Origin of the sequence: Clostridium senegalense JC122 (assembly GCF_000285575.1) — a bacterium.
Classification (GTDB): Bacteria; Bacillota; Clostridia; order Clostridiales; family Clostridiaceae; genus Clostridium_J; species Clostridium_J senegalense.
Genome location: NZ_HE611053.1, coordinates 304,096 through 321,312, shown reverse-complemented (window position 1 = coordinate 321,312; position 17,217 = coordinate 304,096). Strand labels below are relative to the sequence as shown.

General features: G+C 25.5%; 19 protein-coding genes and 1 pseudogene. 19 read left to right on the top strand and 1 reads right to left on the bottom strand.

The features are described 5' to 3' along the window. Positions 1-105 precede the first annotated feature (105 nt). The 19 genes and pseudogenes from CSGHG_RS24410 to CSGHG_RS15460 all read left to right on the top strand — a co-directional run. A pseudogene (locus tag CSGHG_RS24410) lies at positions 106-232 on the top strand (DUF255 domain-containing protein); the annotation flags it as partial. Between the two features lie 265 nt (positions 233-497). Further along, positions 498-2,597 (top strand): ATP-dependent nuclease, encoded by a 2,100-nt coding sequence (locus CSGHG_RS15535; protein WP_010297280.1) that lies wholly within the window; start codon positions 498-500, stop codon positions 2,595-2,597. Next, entirely contained in the window at positions 2,582-3,988 is a 1,407-nt protein-coding gene (locus CSGHG_RS21130) for a UvrD-helicase domain-containing protein (protein ID WP_207635870.1), read from the top strand. The genes CSGHG_RS15535 and CSGHG_RS21130 overlap by 16 nt, the downstream gene beginning before the upstream one ends. 11 nt (positions 3,989-3,999) lie before the next feature. Beyond that, a complete protein-coding gene (locus CSGHG_RS23950) occupies positions 4,000-4,290 on the top strand; it encodes a 3'-5' exonuclease (RefSeq protein ID WP_207635869.1) in 291 nt (96 codons plus the stop codon). Positions 4,291-4,381: 91 nt separating this feature from the next. Beyond that, the gene (locus CSGHG_RS24405; RefSeq protein WP_010297276.1) at positions 4,382-4,546 is read left to right on the top strand and encodes a helix-turn-helix domain-containing protein; all 165 of its coding nucleotides are present in this window, start codon (positions 4,382-4,384) and stop codon (positions 4,544-4,546) included. A 153-nt stretch (positions 4,547-4,699) separates the two neighbouring features. Further along, positions 4,700-4,897, top strand: coding sequence for a hypothetical protein (locus CSGHG_RS23640; protein WP_010297272.1), 198 nt, complete (start codon positions 4,700-4,702; stop codon positions 4,895-4,897). Continuing rightward, on the top strand, positions 4,894-5,487 hold the full coding sequence (locus CSGHG_RS21120) for a DDE-type integrase/transposase/recombinase (protein ID WP_328284745.1): 594 nt from the start codon (positions 4,894-4,896) through the stop codon (positions 5,485-5,487). Before CSGHG_RS23640 ends, CSGHG_RS21120 begins: the two co-directional genes overlap by 4 nt. Before the next feature lie 115 nt (positions 5,488-5,602). After that, complete coding sequence (locus tag CSGHG_RS15515) at positions 5,603-5,869, top strand: hypothetical protein (RefSeq protein WP_155844780.1); 267 nt, start codon at positions 5,603-5,605, stop codon at positions 5,867-5,869. Between the two features lie 36 nt (positions 5,870-5,905). Then, positions 5,906-6,397, top strand: a complete 492-nt coding sequence (locus CSGHG_RS15510) for a hypothetical protein (protein WP_010297264.1) — start codon at positions 5,906-5,908, stop codon at positions 6,395-6,397. Positions 6,398-6,752: 355 nt separating this feature from the next. Beyond that, entirely contained in the window at positions 6,753-8,174 is a 1,422-nt protein-coding gene (locus CSGHG_RS15505) for a Sau3AI family type II restriction endonuclease (RefSeq protein WP_010297260.1), read from the top strand. 90 nt (positions 8,175-8,264) lie between these two features. Beyond that, positions 8,265-9,389, top strand: a complete 1,125-nt coding sequence (locus CSGHG_RS15500) for a PDDEXK family nuclease (protein WP_010297257.1) — start codon at positions 8,265-8,267, stop codon at positions 9,387-9,389. Positions 9,390-9,537: 148 nt separating this feature from the next. Then, the gene (gene dcm, locus CSGHG_RS15495) at positions 9,538-10,770 is read left to right on the top strand and encodes a DNA (cytosine-5-)-methyltransferase (protein ID WP_010297254.1); all 1,233 of its coding nucleotides are present in this window, start codon (positions 9,538-9,540) and stop codon (positions 10,768-10,770) included. A 189-nt stretch (positions 10,771-10,959) separates the two neighbouring features. After that, positions 10,960-12,204 (top strand): protein NO VEIN domain-containing protein, encoded by a 1,245-nt coding sequence (locus tag CSGHG_RS15490; RefSeq protein ID WP_010297252.1) that lies wholly within the window; start codon positions 10,960-10,962, stop codon positions 12,202-12,204. A gap of 33 nt (positions 12,205-12,237) precedes the next feature. Beyond that, complete coding sequence (locus CSGHG_RS24400) at positions 12,238-12,402, top strand: hypothetical protein (protein WP_010297249.1); 165 nt, start codon at positions 12,238-12,240, stop codon at positions 12,400-12,402. Between the two features lie 11 nt (positions 12,403-12,413). Continuing rightward, positions 12,414-12,824 carry a hypothetical protein gene (locus CSGHG_RS24395; protein ID WP_010297246.1) on the top strand — a complete coding sequence of 137 codons (411 nt, stop codon included), beginning with the start codon at positions 12,414-12,416 and terminating at the stop codon, positions 12,822-12,824. Further along, complete coding sequence (locus CSGHG_RS24390; RefSeq protein WP_010297244.1) at positions 12,821-13,513, top strand: HNH endonuclease; 693 nt, start codon at positions 12,821-12,823, stop codon at positions 13,511-13,513. The genes CSGHG_RS24395 and CSGHG_RS24390 overlap by 4 nt, the downstream gene beginning before the upstream one ends. 70 nt (positions 13,514-13,583) lie before the next feature. After that, complete coding sequence (locus CSGHG_RS15470; protein ID WP_010297241.1) at positions 13,584-14,183, top strand: sugar O-acetyltransferase; 600 nt, start codon at positions 13,584-13,586, stop codon at positions 14,181-14,183. Positions 14,184-14,547: 364 nt separating this feature from the next. Then, positions 14,548-15,135: a hypothetical protein gene (locus CSGHG_RS15465; protein ID WP_010297238.1), complete on the top strand. Its 588-nt coding sequence runs from the start codon at positions 14,548-14,550 to the stop codon at positions 15,133-15,135. A gap of 81 nt (positions 15,136-15,216) precedes the next feature. Further along, positions 15,217-16,431 carry an NAD(P)/FAD-dependent oxidoreductase gene (locus CSGHG_RS15460; RefSeq protein ID WP_010297236.1) on the top strand — a complete coding sequence of 405 codons (1,215 nt, stop codon included), beginning with the start codon at positions 15,217-15,219 and terminating at the stop codon, positions 16,429-16,431. A gap of 409 nt (positions 16,432-16,840) precedes the next feature. On the opposite strand, the gene CSGHG_RS23760 is transcribed toward CSGHG_RS15460, so the two are convergent. Next, entirely contained in the window at positions 16,841-17,014 is a 174-nt protein-coding gene (locus CSGHG_RS23760) for a hypothetical protein (RefSeq protein WP_010297230.1), read from the bottom strand. Between the last annotated feature and the right edge of the window lie 203 nt (positions 17,015-17,217).

The following is a 17,217-nucleotide window of genomic DNA, read 5'->3' as shown; positions in this document are numbered from 1 at the left end:
TTTGAAAATTCATAAAATACACTTGCTGATAAAACAGGAATATCTATTCAAGGCAGTTGTAAATAATACATTAAGGATTATAGACTCTAACTTTAGATATGATTAATAAATGAAAAGTCTCCATACCTTCTTCAACACCCTTATAATCCTGTTAATTGGGATTAATGGTGTGATGAAGCTTTTAAAAAATAAACCTATATTTTTAAGTATTGGTTATTCTACTTTCCATTGGTGGCGGTTCATAAAAGATACTACGTATTGAGCATTTAAATTATATAAAGGCATTTACAATTTAATTGTAGATGTGTTTTATTTTAAATTTTATTATTAGATTGTATTTTATATTCATATATTGATACATCGAAGATTAATAAATTATGATAACTTTTGATTTTATATATTAAAGCTTAATTGGGTAAAATTGAAAAATAATACAAAATAATATATAATATAGTATAAATTTTAATTATATAAATAGTCAGTCAAAGGAGAAAATAATGTATATAAAAGAACTTAGTATGGAAAATTTCAGAGGTTTTTCCACAAAAACAACTATTGAATTTCAAAAGGGCATTAATGTTTTAATTGGAGCAAACAATTCAGGTAAGACAACAATAATAAAAGCATTAGAACTTCTTTTTTCTAGTGAGGTATGTAAAAGTCTTAAAATAGAAGATTTTAATCATAATATTGCAATTGATAATATTAAAGATGCTCCTCCTAAAATTATAATATCTGCAAAGTTGATAGAAGAAGATAGTGAAGAGAAGTATTCAAACGATTTAATCATGGTAGCATCATGGTTAACAAAAATAGACAAGCCTTATGAGGCCGAAATTACATATGAATTTTCATTACCTGAGAAAGAATATGTTAATTATAAATCAGAAATGAACCAAATAGAAAGTCATGATATTGATATGTTTTGGAAAGAAATTGAAACAGATTTTTTAAGAAAATATACATATAAAGTTTTTGTTGGAAATCCTGAATATAGGATATCAATTGTCAATGACTCTATAAGAAAATTTGACTTTCAATTTTTAAATGCTATTCGTGATGTTGAAAGAGATCTTTTTACTGGTAAAAATGCTTTGCTTAAAGAAGTAATTGATTTTTTTATTGATTATGAAATTAAGATAGATCAAAGTATCAAAGTAGATGAAAAAAAGAAGCTTATTCAAGAAAAGAAAAAGGCATTTTCTTCTGAATCCCAAAAGTTAATTGAATCTTTACAAAAACGTATGTGTTCAGGGAAAAAGGAAATGCTGAAATACGTAGAAGAAACAGGTGCAGATTTTGATAATATGAAACCTACGTTTGATGGAAAAATCTTAGATACCGAATTATATTCTGCATTAAAATTAGTTGTAGAAAATGAAACTGGTATAAAATTACCAGCAACAAGAAATGGATTGGGTTACAACAATTTAATTTATATATCATTGCTTTTAGCTAAAATGCAAAAAAATTCATCTGTTGAATATTTAGGAAGCAATTCAAAAGTTTTTTCTATATTAGCTTTTGAAGAACCAGAAGCACATTTACATCCTAATATGCAGTATAAATTGTTGAAATTTTTAGAAAAAAATAGAACACATGAAGTTAGGCAAATTTTTATAACAACGCACTCACCTAATATAACTGCTGCAGTAAATTTAAATTCAATAATTGTTTTATCTAAGAAAAATAGTTTAATAACAGTTTCATATCCTGGAAGAGTATTTTCAGATTCTGGTGAGGATATGAAATCTAAAAAATACATTGAAAGATTTTTAGATGTAACAAAAGCAGATATGTTTTTTGCAAATAATATTATTTTTGTTGAAGGTCTCGCTGAACAAATGCTATTGCCTTCTTTTGCGGAAGCAGAGAAATTATCTTTAATTGATAACCATATATCTATTATTAATGTAAATGGTAGATATTTTGAGCACTTTTTAAAATTGTTTGATACAAAAAATAATAAATATGCCATATCAAAAAAAGTTGTTTGTATTACTGATTTGGACCCAGTAATGAAGTTAAAGAAAAATACAGATGAAAATAGTACAGATGAAAATAGTAGTTGGAAATCATGTTTTCCTTTTATGTTAGACATTGATAAATCTAAGTATGAATATAGAAAATCCTCTAACAAATTAACATCTTTATATCAAGAAAGGAATGATGAAGATATTATAAGGGTATATACTCAAAAACAAGGTTCAACATTTGAGTATGAGCTAATACTCGAAAATTATAGTTGTGAAGATATTATCACCCAATCTGTATCAAATAGTATAGAAATCAAAAAAATTATGAATTTAATTAAAGAGGATATGTCACAAAAAGAATTAGAAGAACTTATTAAAATTATACGAAAAGGCGAATTTAAGGAGTTAGCAAGTCAATATAGCAATATGGGAAATGATGAACCTTTTGTAAAAGCAAAACATATTGTGGCTGCACGTTATTTGAAGTCAATTAAAAAAGGTGAAATTGCACAAGAACTAGCAACTGTGATTTCCAATAATATAGAAAAGGAAGTTGGGGAAAGATTTAGCTTTAATGTTCCATCATATATAAAGGAGGCATTGAAATGGATTTGTCATTAGCTACTCGATTAGTAGATAGTAGAGAAGAAATTGATATTGATAAGCATTTTAAGGTTGTAGCAGGGCCGGGAGCTGGGAAAACAACTTTTTTAATAAATCACATTAATAATATAATAGAAAAATCAAAAAAAATTTCAGATTTGCGAAAAATTGCGTGTATTACATATACAAATGTAGGAGTGGAAAATATAATAGAAAAATTAGGGGATGCATATGATTGTGTTGAAGTAAGTACAATACATAGTTTTTTATATAAGCATATTGTCAAGCCATACTTATGGGTTTTAAACAGTAAGTTTAAATTTGACCTTCAAAAAATTAATGGTCATGAAGAGTTCATACCAACATTTAGTATTTTGAAAGAATGGAAAACTCAAACAAAACAATTTCATATAATTGATAATAAAAAATTATCAAAATCACTTTCTAAATTATCATGGATTCTTCACAATGACAAGATTGAATTAAAATTTAAAAATGCATGGGAAGGTCAAGTAGGCGAGTATTCTATTAGAAATGATTCTTATTTACCGTACAAAGAAATTTGTTGGAGAAAAGGAATTATATCACATGATGATGTATTGTATCTAAGTTATTTAATAATTGAAAAGAACTCACGAGTCTTAGAAATTATACGTGGCAAATTTCCATATATATTAATGGATGAATTTCAAGATACGAATCCTATTCAAAGTGCAATTATAAAAATAATTTCTAATGAAGAAACTATTGTAGGAGTTATAGGAGATGAGTGTCAATCTATATACAGCTTTCAAGGTGCAGATGTAGGACAATTTATAAAATTTGATTTACCTAATATGAAAACTTATTATATAGAGGATAATAGGAGGAGTACAGAAGAGATAATTAACTTATTAAATTATATGAGAAGAGAAGAATCCCTTAAGCAAAAATCTCCTGAAGATTTGCATGGGGATAAACCATATTTAATCATAGGAAATTTTTTGAAAATATTTAAAAATGTAAAAGAAATTTGTGAAAATAAAGCTATATATACATTATCATATAGAAAAGAATTATCTAATCAACTTAAATATGGAGTTGGAAGTTTATTTTCAAATGATATAACTAATGAGTTAATTTTTGATGATGGAGAAAGAGGAAAAATTATATTTTACTCTATTTGTGCTATAGAACATTGTAAACAAAACAATTTTAAAGAAGCCTTAAAAAGCATGAAAAAAGCATATAAAAAGACAGAAGAATTTGATGATAGGTGTTCTTTTAATAATGTAAAAAGATTAGTAGACGATTATGATAAAATTAGTAATTTGAATATTATTGATTTCTATAATGAATATATTTTTGGATTTTATGGTATAAAAGGAAGGATAACATCGGGCAAAAAAAAGAATATTATGAAAAGTTAACATATAAGCAAGTGGCTTGTACCATAAATATAAATGATGATACTGGGGCATTTAGAACAATTCACAAAGCTAAAGGAGATGAATTTGAAAATGTATTATTACTAATTAATCCATCTGATTTTAATGAAAATACAAATCTTGAATTTTTATTTAATCCTGATATGACAAAAGAAGAACATAGAGTGTATTATGTAGCACTAAGTAGAGCTAAAAAGAGGTTATTTATAGCAATTCCTCCTATATCAGAGAGAACCAAAGATAAATTAGGGAATATAAAATTTTTAAAAGTTGAAAATTTATGATTTTGAATTGAAAACTCATAGGCCCCCGTAGAAAAGTAGACTCATAATTCGAATGGAACTATAGTAGGATTAATGAATGAAGGGGTGCATTATGAGTGGGAATTTTATTAGAAAATATACTGAAGAAGAAAGAGTGAAAATTGTAGAAGAGGCTTTAACATGTGGAAGCAATTCTTTAGTAGCAGCGAAGTATAATATATACAGTGGATTGGTATCTAATTGGAAATGTAATTATAGAAGATATAAGCAAACTTAGAAACCCAAGAATGCTACTCAACCTAAAGATGAAGAAATAATTGTAGATTATAAAAAAGAGTATAAGAAAACAAAAGAAAAATGCAAAGATCTTGAATTAGAAGTTGCAATTCTTCGCGATTTATTAAAAAAAGAAATAGATGAAGAACATGATTTGTATTCTTATGCATCCGAATGGATTTCTATAGGTCCAACTATTAAAGCTATATTAAGGATATTAGGTTTGAAAAAATCTACTTATTATAAACAACAGTTATTAATTAAAAGTGGAAATAGACCTTTAAATCAATCCGAAGGAAACATTCCAGGATATAGTCTAAATATAAATGGTGAAAAAGTTTTTGATTTATAAATTCAAAAATATATAGTGAAAATAAAAAAGATGAAGTAGGACAGTTTTATGGTTATAAAAAGGTTAGGGCAGTTTTGAAAAATAAATATAAACTAAAAATTAATAAGAAAAAAGTTTATAGATTGATGAAGAGGATGAACCTATTAAAGATTAAAAGAAAGTGTGTTAAGAGATATTCTAAAATATGTAAAAATCATGTAATCACAGATTCGAATCAACTTTGGGAAATGGACATGAAATATGTTTATTTAGCAGAAGCAAGGGAGATAGCATATTTAACATCTATTATAGATGTGTTTGATAGAAGCATATTAGCATATGATTTGTCACTTTCTCCAAATGCAGAGCAAGCTAAAATTGTAGTAATAAAGGCACTTTATAATAGAGTAATTAAGGGTAAAACATCTGAATTAATAATTAGAACAGACAATGAATCACAATTTATAGCTAGTAAATTTGAAAAGTTGTGTATTCAAGAGAATGTTACACATGAAAGGATACCTGTGCATAGCCCTAATTATAATAATAATTTTATTCATAGTATAGAAATAGCCTTAGCATCAGTAGCCATGGAAAAAAAGGAGATATAGAGTTTTGTTATTTGTTTGTTGCAAATGCAATATTACATTGAGGATTATTCAAGTATAAGCCTATTCATACATGTATAAAGAAAGTGTACAAATTAAATTTATTAAAAAATATGTAATGTTGATACAAGAGAAATATTTTAAGAATATGGATGATGGTATGATTTGTACGATAAGTCTACTTGTGTATCTTATTTTAAAAATGATATTGATAAAAAGTAGTCTAAGAAGTTATGACTGCACAATCTATGTAATGTTTAGATGTCCATCATACAAATTTATTATGATGGTTTATAATTATGATATAGATTTGATAGCCCATGTTTTAAAAGAAGAATTAGATATACCATTTAAAGGTGAGGATATAATAATCAATATTGGATAAATTTGATAGTTTGATATTTTTTAGGAGGAAACTTGTATGAATTTAATTAATTTGGGAAATTGTTTAGGAATTTTATCTATCATATTAGGAATATTTGCAATTTATCAATCTTGTAGATATAATAGAGCTTCGAAAAAATTAAATGATGACACAAAAAAGGTAATAGATGATTTTACTAGAAGGCAGGATGAAATATTTTCCGTATTAAGAGAAGTAAGTTATATAACACATAACATTAAAGACAATAAATCGATGATTAGATTAACTAAAGATGAGCTAATAGTAAGAAAAACTAGTTTATTCAAAGAAGAAAATGTAAATATCATTATTGCTAAGATTAATGGATTATTTCCATTTATAAAGCCAAAATGTATAGAATCTATAAAATTTTTTTTAAATCTATCAGAAGATAAAGAAAAATTAATAACTTTAAGAAGAATTTTAGATAAAAAAGATGTAGATAAATTAAATGAAATAAAACGTGAACTTTCCTTTTATGGAGTTGACCTTGTATGGAACCCTAGGTAGATTAATTGGATTTGATAAATCATTTATAGAAGACTAATAATAGTCAGTGTATATAACAATATGTTAGGATGTCTGATGTATTTTACTTTATGAAATATAGAATTTTTAGAATGTTATATTAGTCAGAATAGGGAACTGGCAAATAGATTCTTTTAATTTTGAAAAAGCAAGAGATTTTTAAATTGTATAAACATATAAAGAACCTTGAGAAAGTAGGGTTCTTTTCTTATAGGAAAAAGAACATGTTTCTAAAAAAAGGAAAGAAAACATGACAATTAATAAATATATATTTAAATTCTAACTTAATTCATAGTATAATAATTAAGGATAAAATGCTAAATTTTGGGGTGGTATAATGATTTTAAATTATGATAGAGATGATAAATATTCAATTGAAGAATATGCAAGAAAGTTAATTGATAAGAGTTTAAGCCAAGTAAATAAAGATATTTATAATAGTAGATTTAATAATAAAAAATCTAAAGGTAGATTGGGACAACTTGTGGAAGAAGAATATTTTCGATATAAAGTAAATTCTAAACAAGAAGCAGATTTTAATGAAGTTGAGGTGGAATTAAAAGTATGTCCTATTAAAAGGATAAAACCTAAAGTTAATTCAAATGTCTTAAGAGAGAAGTTAGGATATTCAGCTAAAGAAAGAATTGTTTTAACTATAATTGATTATTTTAAATTAAATAATGAGACGTGGGAAGATAACTCATTAATGAAAAAATGCAAAAACCTACTTTTGATGTTTTATATAAATGAGAAAGATGTTCCTAAGGAAGAGTTAATATTTAAACTTATAAATTTGTGGACACCTTCAAATGAAGATTTTAAAATTATTAAAAGAGATTGGGATATTATTGTATCAAAAATTAAACAAGGGAAAGCACATGAAATTTCAGAAGGAGATACAATGTATCTTGGAGCATGTACAAAAGGTAATACTGCTGAAAAAAGCAAAAGAGAACAACCCAATTCCGATATATTGGCTTCACAAAGAGCATTCTCTTATAAAAGATCTTATGTAGATTTTATAATAGAGGAATTACTTGAAAGGGAAGAATATAGAAAAATAGAAAAATGTAAAAAGTTATCTGATAATAATGTACTTTTTGATGAAAAGATTTATGCACTATTTAATTCATTAATAAATAAAAGTATTTTAGATATTATGAAAATTTATTCCATAAATAGAGAAAGAAAAGCTAAAAATTTTATAAGATTAATAGTAGATGATGTTTGTAAAAATATTTTTGGGGATAAACTTGATAAGTTTGAAGAGTTTAAAAAAGCAAATATAGAAATAAAAACAATTTTATTAAAACCAAATGGGGTTCCAAAGGAATCTATGTCTTTTGAACAAATAGATTATTGTGAAATAGTAAATGAAGAATGGGAGACATCTACTATAAGAGACAAGTTTGAAAATAAAAAGCATTTATGGATAATATTTAAAAGTAGAGTTAATTTTAAAAATCAATCAGAATTAGGATTAGATGATATTATATTAAATAAGGTTATGTTTTGGAATATGCCAATTTCAGATTTAAATAATAGTATGTATAAAGTATGGAAAGATACTCGAAATAAAATTAAAGAAGGTATTTATAATAATTTCATGAAAATTAGCGATAAAGAAATTGCACATATAAGACCTAAAGGACAAGATTCGAAAATTGATTTAGCAATTACACCTCAGGGTACAGAAGAAAGAAAAAAATGTTTTTGGTTAAATGCTAAGTACATAAAAAATGAAATCGAAAAAAATTAACATTATGTATTTTAGGCAATTTCAACAAATTCCATATGTGAATTTATTATAAAATAAAGTTGAATATTTATAACTTAATTTGGAGGATATATGGCGGGATATATAATAAGTTTAAATAATAAAGAAGCATTAAAAGAGTGTATAAAACTTGGGATTTATAGTACAAATTTAAGCAATCCTAAAAACAATAAGTGGTTAATACATCATGAGGGAACTTTTACAGATTATTTCGGTATGAAAAAGGGAGATAATATATATTTTTTCTTAGATAGAAAAATATATGGTATAGGTGAATTAATAAATGAAAAATACGATTGTAAGTACTGGAATTATATTCAAGCTGGGTTACCTAAAAATTTTAAACATAGCGAAGTAAAAAATATAATGATTTTAAATAATGAAAATAATTTAAATAATAGGTGTTTATGTATATTTAAACCATCACCTAATTTTTTTGTAAATGGTATAGATATGGATGATGTTTTGATGTCTAACCCAAGCAAATTTAGAATGTTACGAGTGTTTTGGAAGTTGTCTTTTATAAAAATAGATAATGAAGAAAATGAAGCGCTTAGAAATATAATTTTAAAAAGAAATGAAAAGTTTATATATAAAGATGATAATAGTTCATATATATATAATAGATGTTTACAGCAAGAAAAATTAAATAAAATAGATAGAAATTATATAATGAATTCGACAGAAATTTTAAAGAGCTGTAGTGAATATAATAAAATTAAACATGAAATGGCACTAGAGTCTGGATTGATGGAGATACTTTCTAATGATAAAAATACAATTTTTGGACCTTGGGATTATATATCCCATCAAGTTGTAGCTTCCCCATTTAAACCAGTAGACTATATGGATAAAATGGACATATTTGGTATAAGATATATACCAGGATTTAATGCTATTTCTAAATATCTAGTTATAGAAATAAAAAAAGATATAGCTGGAATAGAATCAGTAAATCAAATAATGAAGTATGTTGATTGGATTAACATAGAATATGCATTTGGAGATTATGATATGATTGAAGCATTTATAGTTGCAAGCGGTTTTTCAGAAGATGTTATTGAATATAAAAATTCAATATGCATAAGAAATTATACAAAAGGAAGACGACCTATTATAACAAACTCATGGAGTTCATTAAGATTAATAGAGTATAAATTTCAAAATGATACTCTTAATTTTTGTGAGATAAAATGAGGTAATTTATTTTTAAATTAAATAAATGCTCAACTTATAGTAATTATATAAGTTGTAAAAATGTGGATTTGATAAAAATTATAGTAAAAGTTTTTATTTTCTTGTGAAATATAGTATAATTTAAAAAGTTAGAGAAGGAGGTTAAAGTATGAAACATACGATTTGTGAATTATTTGCTGGGGTTGGTGGTTTTAGAGTTGGATTTGAAAATAGTTCTTCTGATTGGAAAACAACTTGGGCAAATCAATGGGAGCCTGGCAAAAAGGTTCAACATGCTTTTGAATGTTATAAAAGTCATTTTCAAACCTCTGGAGGAATAGATGAATTTAGTAATATAGATATATCACAAGTGCCTACAGAACATATTCCTGAGCATACATTATTAGTAGGAGGATTTCCTTGTCAGGATTATTCAGTAGCAAGTACAGGTGCTAAAGGAATTCAAGGGAAAAAAGGTGTACTTTGGTGGGAGATAGAACGAATTTTGGAAGCTAAACGTCCACCGTTTGTACTTTTAGAAAATGTTGATAGATTATTAAAATCACCATCAAAACAACGAGGAAGAGATTTTGGAATTATTATAAGTTGTTTTGCTAAATTAGGATATTCTGTTGAATGGAGAGTAATAAATGCTGCTGAATATGGCTTTCAACAAAGAAGAAGACGCACATTTATTTTTGCAGTACATAATACAACTAAATACTATAGTAAATTAGAAAATAAAAATGTATATGAAGAAATTCAAAATTCAGGATTTTTTAGTTCTATATTTAATGTAGAAACTTTTAATGAAGAAAGTATTAAGAGTATAGATTTAAAAGAAAAGTACAATTTAGACATAGTTGAGGTATCTGATAAATTTAAATTTGAATTTAAAAATTCAGGTATATGTAAAAATGGAGTAATATATACCGTAGAAACTAAACCGTGTAATCTTTTAACTGAAAAACAAATTACATTAAAAGATATATTAGAAATTGAAGTAGATGAAAAATACATATTATCTGAAAATGATTTAGAAAAATGGTCGTATATGAAAGGCCCTAAGGCTATTGAAAGAACCTCTAAAGAGGGACATAAATACGTATTCAGAGAGGGTGCAATAGCATTTCCTGACCCTATTGATAGGCCAGCACGTACTATGTTAACAAGTGAAGCTAGTAAAAATAGAAGTACTCATGTAGTTTCAGATATTGAAACTGGAAAGTTAAGATTATTAACTCCATTGGAGTGTGAAAGAATAAATGGATTCCCTGATAATTGGACTAATACAGGTATGACGCATTCTTTTAGATATTTTTGTATGGGAAACGCATTGGTTGTAAACTTAATAGAACATATGGGAAGAAAGCTACATGAGATTATAAAGTTAGAAAGTTAAATTTAATAGAATTATATATAATTAATAGTTGTAAAAAAGTAGAGTAAGAGCTTAAAAGTAATTTAAATTTTTACTCTACTTTTTCATGTGAAGAAATGTGTAACTTTATTGTTACAATATTATGTAATATAATATAAGTATTAAATATATTTGTATTATATTGAAATTAAGGGGATAATGGGATAATTTATGTTTATAGAATTTAAAGACTTAAAAGAATCAGATTTAATAGTAGATAATATATATATGGGTGGTAATAATGGAAATATGTCTGATGAAGTTTTGAGTAAATTAATGAAATGTGAGAATTCATGTGGTTTTAGAAAAAAGGGAAGTCTTAAAGATAAAAAATTAAAATATGTAGTGTTGTATTCAAATGGAAATAATGGTGATTGGAATGATGATTTTGATATAACTACTGATGAATTTATATATTATGGGGATCAAAACAAACCTAATAAATCATTATGGGATACGCCTAAAAAAGGTAATGAAATATTAAGAAGAATATTTGATATGCTAAAAAAAGGAGAAAAAATTAATATACCACCTTTCTTTATTTTTGTAAAACATAGGAAAAGAGATGTTATTTTCAAAGGTTTAGCAGTGCCAGGAAGTTATAATAAGAATATTGAGAAGTGTTTAGAAGTAGTAACCATTAAAAGTAAAGACGGTTATATTAAAAATTATAGAGCTATATTCACAATATTAAATGAAAAAAATATTTCACGAAAATGGTTATATGATTTAGAAAATAATTTGGGATTGATTAGTGAATTTGCGCCATTAGAATGGAAAAACTGGATTAATAATAAATGTTATTATTCTATTGCATTTAATAAATTTATGTTAAAGTCTAAAGAGAAAAATAAAGAATATGATATAGAGAATTTATTAAAAGATATAGATTTTAAGGCTATATATAAGTCACCAGATATATATAATAAGGAAAAATTTACAAATGAGGTTTATACAGGGATTGATTCTAAAGAAATAGAACAGTATGTTGATGAGTACAAAAACAAGCAAATTATAGGTTTTGTTGGAGAAAATATAATATTTAAATTTGAACAAGTAAGGCTTAAGAATAGTAAATATAAAGAACTTGTAAAAAAAGCATCTGATATTCAATGGTCATCACGTGTAATTGGTGATGGTCTTGGATATGATATTAAATCTTATGATGTTAACGATGGCAATTTAGTTGATAAATATATAGAAGTAAAGACTACATTAGGAGAGGATACGGCATTTGAAATAACATTTAATGAAGTGGAAAAATCAAAAATTTTAGCTAATAAAGGTATATATGTTATTGCCCGAGTATATAATCTTGATTTTGAAAATAAAACAGCAAATTTTTATTTTCAAGAAGGGAATTTAGAGGAAAATTATGAGTTAAAAACAGATGTATATATTGCGCATAGAAAGTAGCTTGATTAAATTATTATTTAAAGGAGAAAAGCAATGAACTGGATAATAACATCTAATTCAAACATATTTAAAACTTATGAGGCATTTAAAAAATTGGGATATGTTGATTGGAGACAAAAGGTAAAATTCAAAATTGGAGATATAGTATATATTTATTGTACAAGACCATTAAAAAAGTTATATTTAAAACGATTGTAGATAAGATAAATATGAAATTTGAAGATACAGTTGATGATAGAGAATTTTGGGTAGATAAAGAAAAATATATAAAATTTAAAAAAGAACAATATTGTAGGTTAAGATTATTACAAAATGTTGATACAGAAAAATTACAGTTAAATATGTTAATCCAAAATGGATTAAAATCGGCACCACAATGTGCTATTAGAATTAATGAAAAGTTAAGTAGATATATTGATGAAAGTTTCAAAGAGTGTTATGAAAATTTTGAGAAGAAAGTAAAAATAAGAAGCTGTAAAAGAGAAGTAATATCAATACCAGCGTCAGGAACAATTGACTTAATATATAAGTATAGGATACATGCTCATCCTAATATTAATAAAAATTATCCATATAAGAAAGCATTATATTATACCTTTAGAGAAAAAATGGATGGATGAAAAAGTTATTTTCGCTTAAAAAAATTATTAACTTAAATCCACATAACATTAATGAAATCAATGATATTAATCTCGATTGTGAAACTAAGAAGAGGTTATGTGGATATATTAATGATAGGAGTAATTCATTTAAGTTTTCACATGATGGAGAGTACAAATTTTATATAGTAGGTGAAAATCTAGATTTACCTAAAGCAGTAAGTTTACCTAAGCAAAATAATCATGCATATTTTACAATTAAAGAGATGTATAGTGGAAAAGATGTAGTAGAAAGAAGTAATAAAGAAATTATTATGGATGAAGAATGTAGTAATATGCAAGATAATAATTTTAGTGAAGGTAAGATGATATCTATAAGAGTAAACAAATATGAAAGAAGCTTAAAGGCCAGAAAAAAGTGTTTAGAGCATTATGGATATAGATGTTATGTTTGTGAATTTGATTTTGAGAAATTCTATGGTTCAATAGGTAAAGAAATTATAGAAGTACATCATAAAAAAGCATTACATCAGATTAAAGAAAATTATGTAGTTAATCCAATAAATGATTTGATTCCAGTATGTTCTAATTGTCATACTATAATTCATAGTAGAATACCTATATTTGAAATTGAAGAATTAAAATCAATAATAAAATTAAAAAACATTAAAAATTATAGGAAATATAAAATAATCCAACAAGTAGATTAAAATATTTTCTAACTGCAATGATTATTAATACAATCTTTAAATAAATATAAATTTGAAAGGAATAAGATTAATGGATTTTACACAAATTATGAGACAAAATAAAGGATATTTTTCAAATCATAAAGATATGCCATCGCAATTACAACAAAAGGCAAAAGAATTATGTTGGAGATATAATCAAACGGCACCATCTGAAGGTGAAAAGAGAAGTAGTATTTTAAAAGAATTACTAGGAACCTGTCATCCATTAACGTTTATCGAGCCATCATTTCGTTGTGATTATGGGTTCAATATACATACCCATGGACTTGCTGTAATTAATTATAATTGTGTGATATTAGATACATCTCCGGTTCACATTGGTGCTAATGCATTTATAGCTCCTGGAGTTTGTTTAGCCTGTTCTGGTCATGCTATACTTTCAAGACAAAGAGCAGAAGGAATCGGAACTTCAAAACCTATTACAATACAAGACGATGTGTGGATTGGTGCTAATGCAACTGTATGTGGTGGAGTTACTATTGGAAAAGGTAGCATTATTGGGGCAGGAAGTGTGGTAAATAAAGATATTCCAGAAGGTGTGATTGCAGTAGGTAATCCTTGCAAAGTATTGCGAGAAATTACAGAAGAAGACATAATTAACCTATCATATGAGCAAGAAAATTTCTAAATATGTAGGAAGTAGTATACTGTAATATTCATAAGAATTCTAAAATAGTGAAATATGCTTCAAACTACCTATAATTCAACATTGTATCTTTTATAAGAAAATTTTAAAGTTATTGAATAAATTTAAATTGGAACTTATTTTTCTATATAACTAGCTTATTGTATTTAACAGTAGGCTAGTTTTTTATTGTTTAAAACTATTCATTTTAAAATTTCAATACACAAAATAGTTAGTCTATTTCATTATGGATTTATACAATTTTACAATAAAAGGTAAGCTTATATTTTAGTGTTTTAAGAATATAACCATATGCTTTAGGAAAAAATAAATCTAAAAATATAATTAATTAAGAAGGGATAATAATATGTCTAAAAGAAAGCGTTATTTCATAATAGTTTCACACTGTTTATTGAACCCAGCTACTAGAGTTCATTTATTAGGCAAAAACTTTATTTTTTCTCAAAGAATAATAGATTATTTTTTGGATAAACACATTAGTATTATTCAATTACCTTGCCCAGAGTTTACAGCAATGGGTTACTTGAGAAATCCACAAGGAAGAGAACAATATGACAATATATTTTTTAAAAAACATTGTAGAAAAGAGCTTCAATCTTATGTGGATATGGTATGCGAACTTAGAAACAATAATAATACCCCTCTATGCTATATCGGAATACAAGGAAGTCCAACTTGTAGTATATATTGGGGTAAACATAAAGTAAACAAATATAATACAGAGTCTATGATGCCAGATTTAAATGGTGATCAAGTAGAAGGGACTTATGGAGTAATGACGGCAGTGTTAGATGATATGTTAAAAGAGAATAAAATTAATATACCTTACTTAGAGGTTCCAGTAAAAGAGAATATTGATTCTGAAAAAAGTATTAAATTTTTTAATGATTTATATGAATTATTAGGTGTCCCTGAAAAAAATAGAAATACTTAAGAAATTCTAGAAGATTAATTACAAAAGCATAATAAATATATTTTTAATATTGAAATTATACATAAGGATAGGTGTTTTAATATGAATACACAATATGTACAAGGTAATTGTATATTTACAAGAATTAATAAAACTATAAAACAATATGAATATTTAACAGAAGATATAGATACAGAAGTAATAATAGTAGGAGGCGGAGTTACTGGGACAATTTTAGGACACTACTTTAGTAAAAATAATATTAATTGCGTTATTTTAGAAAAATCAAGAATAGGTCATGGTAGTACTAGTATAACAACATCATTGCTTCAATATGAACTTGATGATAATGCTATGGAGCTAAAGTCATATACAAGTATAGAAAATGTAATAAAATCATATGAACTTGGAATAAAAGCATTAGATGAAATTGAAGAGTTTATAAATGAACATGGTAATAAATGTGATTTTAAAAGAGTAGACAGTTTTTTATATACAGATAAGAAACTAGAAAATAAGGAAATGAAAGAAGAGTATTATATAAGAAAAGAAGCAGGATTACCTGTAGAATTTATTGATGAAGATAATAATCCATTTTTATTTGATGTAAAAGGCGGTGTAATAGGTAAAAATGGAGGGGCTGTATTGGATCCTTATAAATTTACTCAACATCTAATTGAGGTAAGTTGTAAGCAGGGATTAAGAGCATACGAAAATACAGAAGTTTTAGATGTTCAATATTCAGAAAATGATGTTACTGTAGAAACTGTATATGGTTATAAAGTTAAAGGTAAAATTATTATTGCAGCTACAGGATACAATACAGGAATTTTTACTAAAAGAGCCTTTGGAACTAAAACTACTACATTTAATCTTGCAACTAAACCAATAGATAATATTGAGAATATTTATAAAAATGTTATTATTAGAGATAATAAAGATCCTTATAATTACTTTAGAACAACTAAAGACAACAGGCTAATAATTGGTGGTGAGGATATAAACTTTATACCAGATATATATAATAAAGAACTATGTAATAAAAGTTATGAAAAGTTAGAACAAAGGTTAAAAAGTTTATTTCCAAATTTAAATATAGAAATAGAATATAAATATTGTGGAGCATTTGCATCCACTCAAGATAATTTAGGTTTTATAGGAAAAGATCCGACTAATTCTAAGTTATGGTATTGCTTAGGTTATGGAGCAAATGGTATATTATTTGCTATGTTAGGTGGAATGATGTTAAGTAAATTATATTATGGAGAAGTAGATAAAGATATAAACTTATTTAAAGTAGATAGATTTGATCAATAATATTAGAGTTAAAAAAAGTACAGGATTAATAAATCTTTTGTAAAAAAGATAACATAATCATTGTAGAAAAATGAGCTGTTGCAAAACTAACTTAAGGTTAGAGGAGCAATAGCTTGTTTTGTATATGTAATTTACTTAATATATGATTAATTACAAGAAAAAATTTAATAATGTATATGAAGTGGTTTTACTATTAAATTTAGAGGGTTTAATACCAAAAGATGATTATGTTCTTAGGTTATAATGTTAAATAATAATGTATGAATGTTAAAATTGCAGCGATTACTCATGTAAACAAAATGTACCTAAATAAATCATAATGGTGAAATGAAGGTATATAAAAATTAAACAAAAAAGGAGCGTCGCTCCTAATTATTTTAATTATTTTGCGACAGCCCCTTTTTTAGTATTAATCTTGAAAGTTAGATAATTGTTGACATGCAGAATTAAGTGAATCTATTGCTGATTGAATTTTAGTCTTATTTTCTGCTTTTTCTGCTGAAGTAAGTGCTTTTTCTAATGATGAAACTGTATTTTGCACATTTGTCATACTTTGATCAACATATTGTTTAGCTTTTGCCATGAGTAATACCTCCTAAATATAAAATTTCATTAATAGTATGGTCATAATAATAAAAAATATGTATTCAATAAAATTAATGTTTAATCATTAAAAGAATGTGTATTTATATAAATCATATTTAAAGCAATTCATAAAAGAGTAGGGATGAATTTATATTAGAACTGACAAGTATAAGATTACAAAAGAAGAATACTTACAAAAAA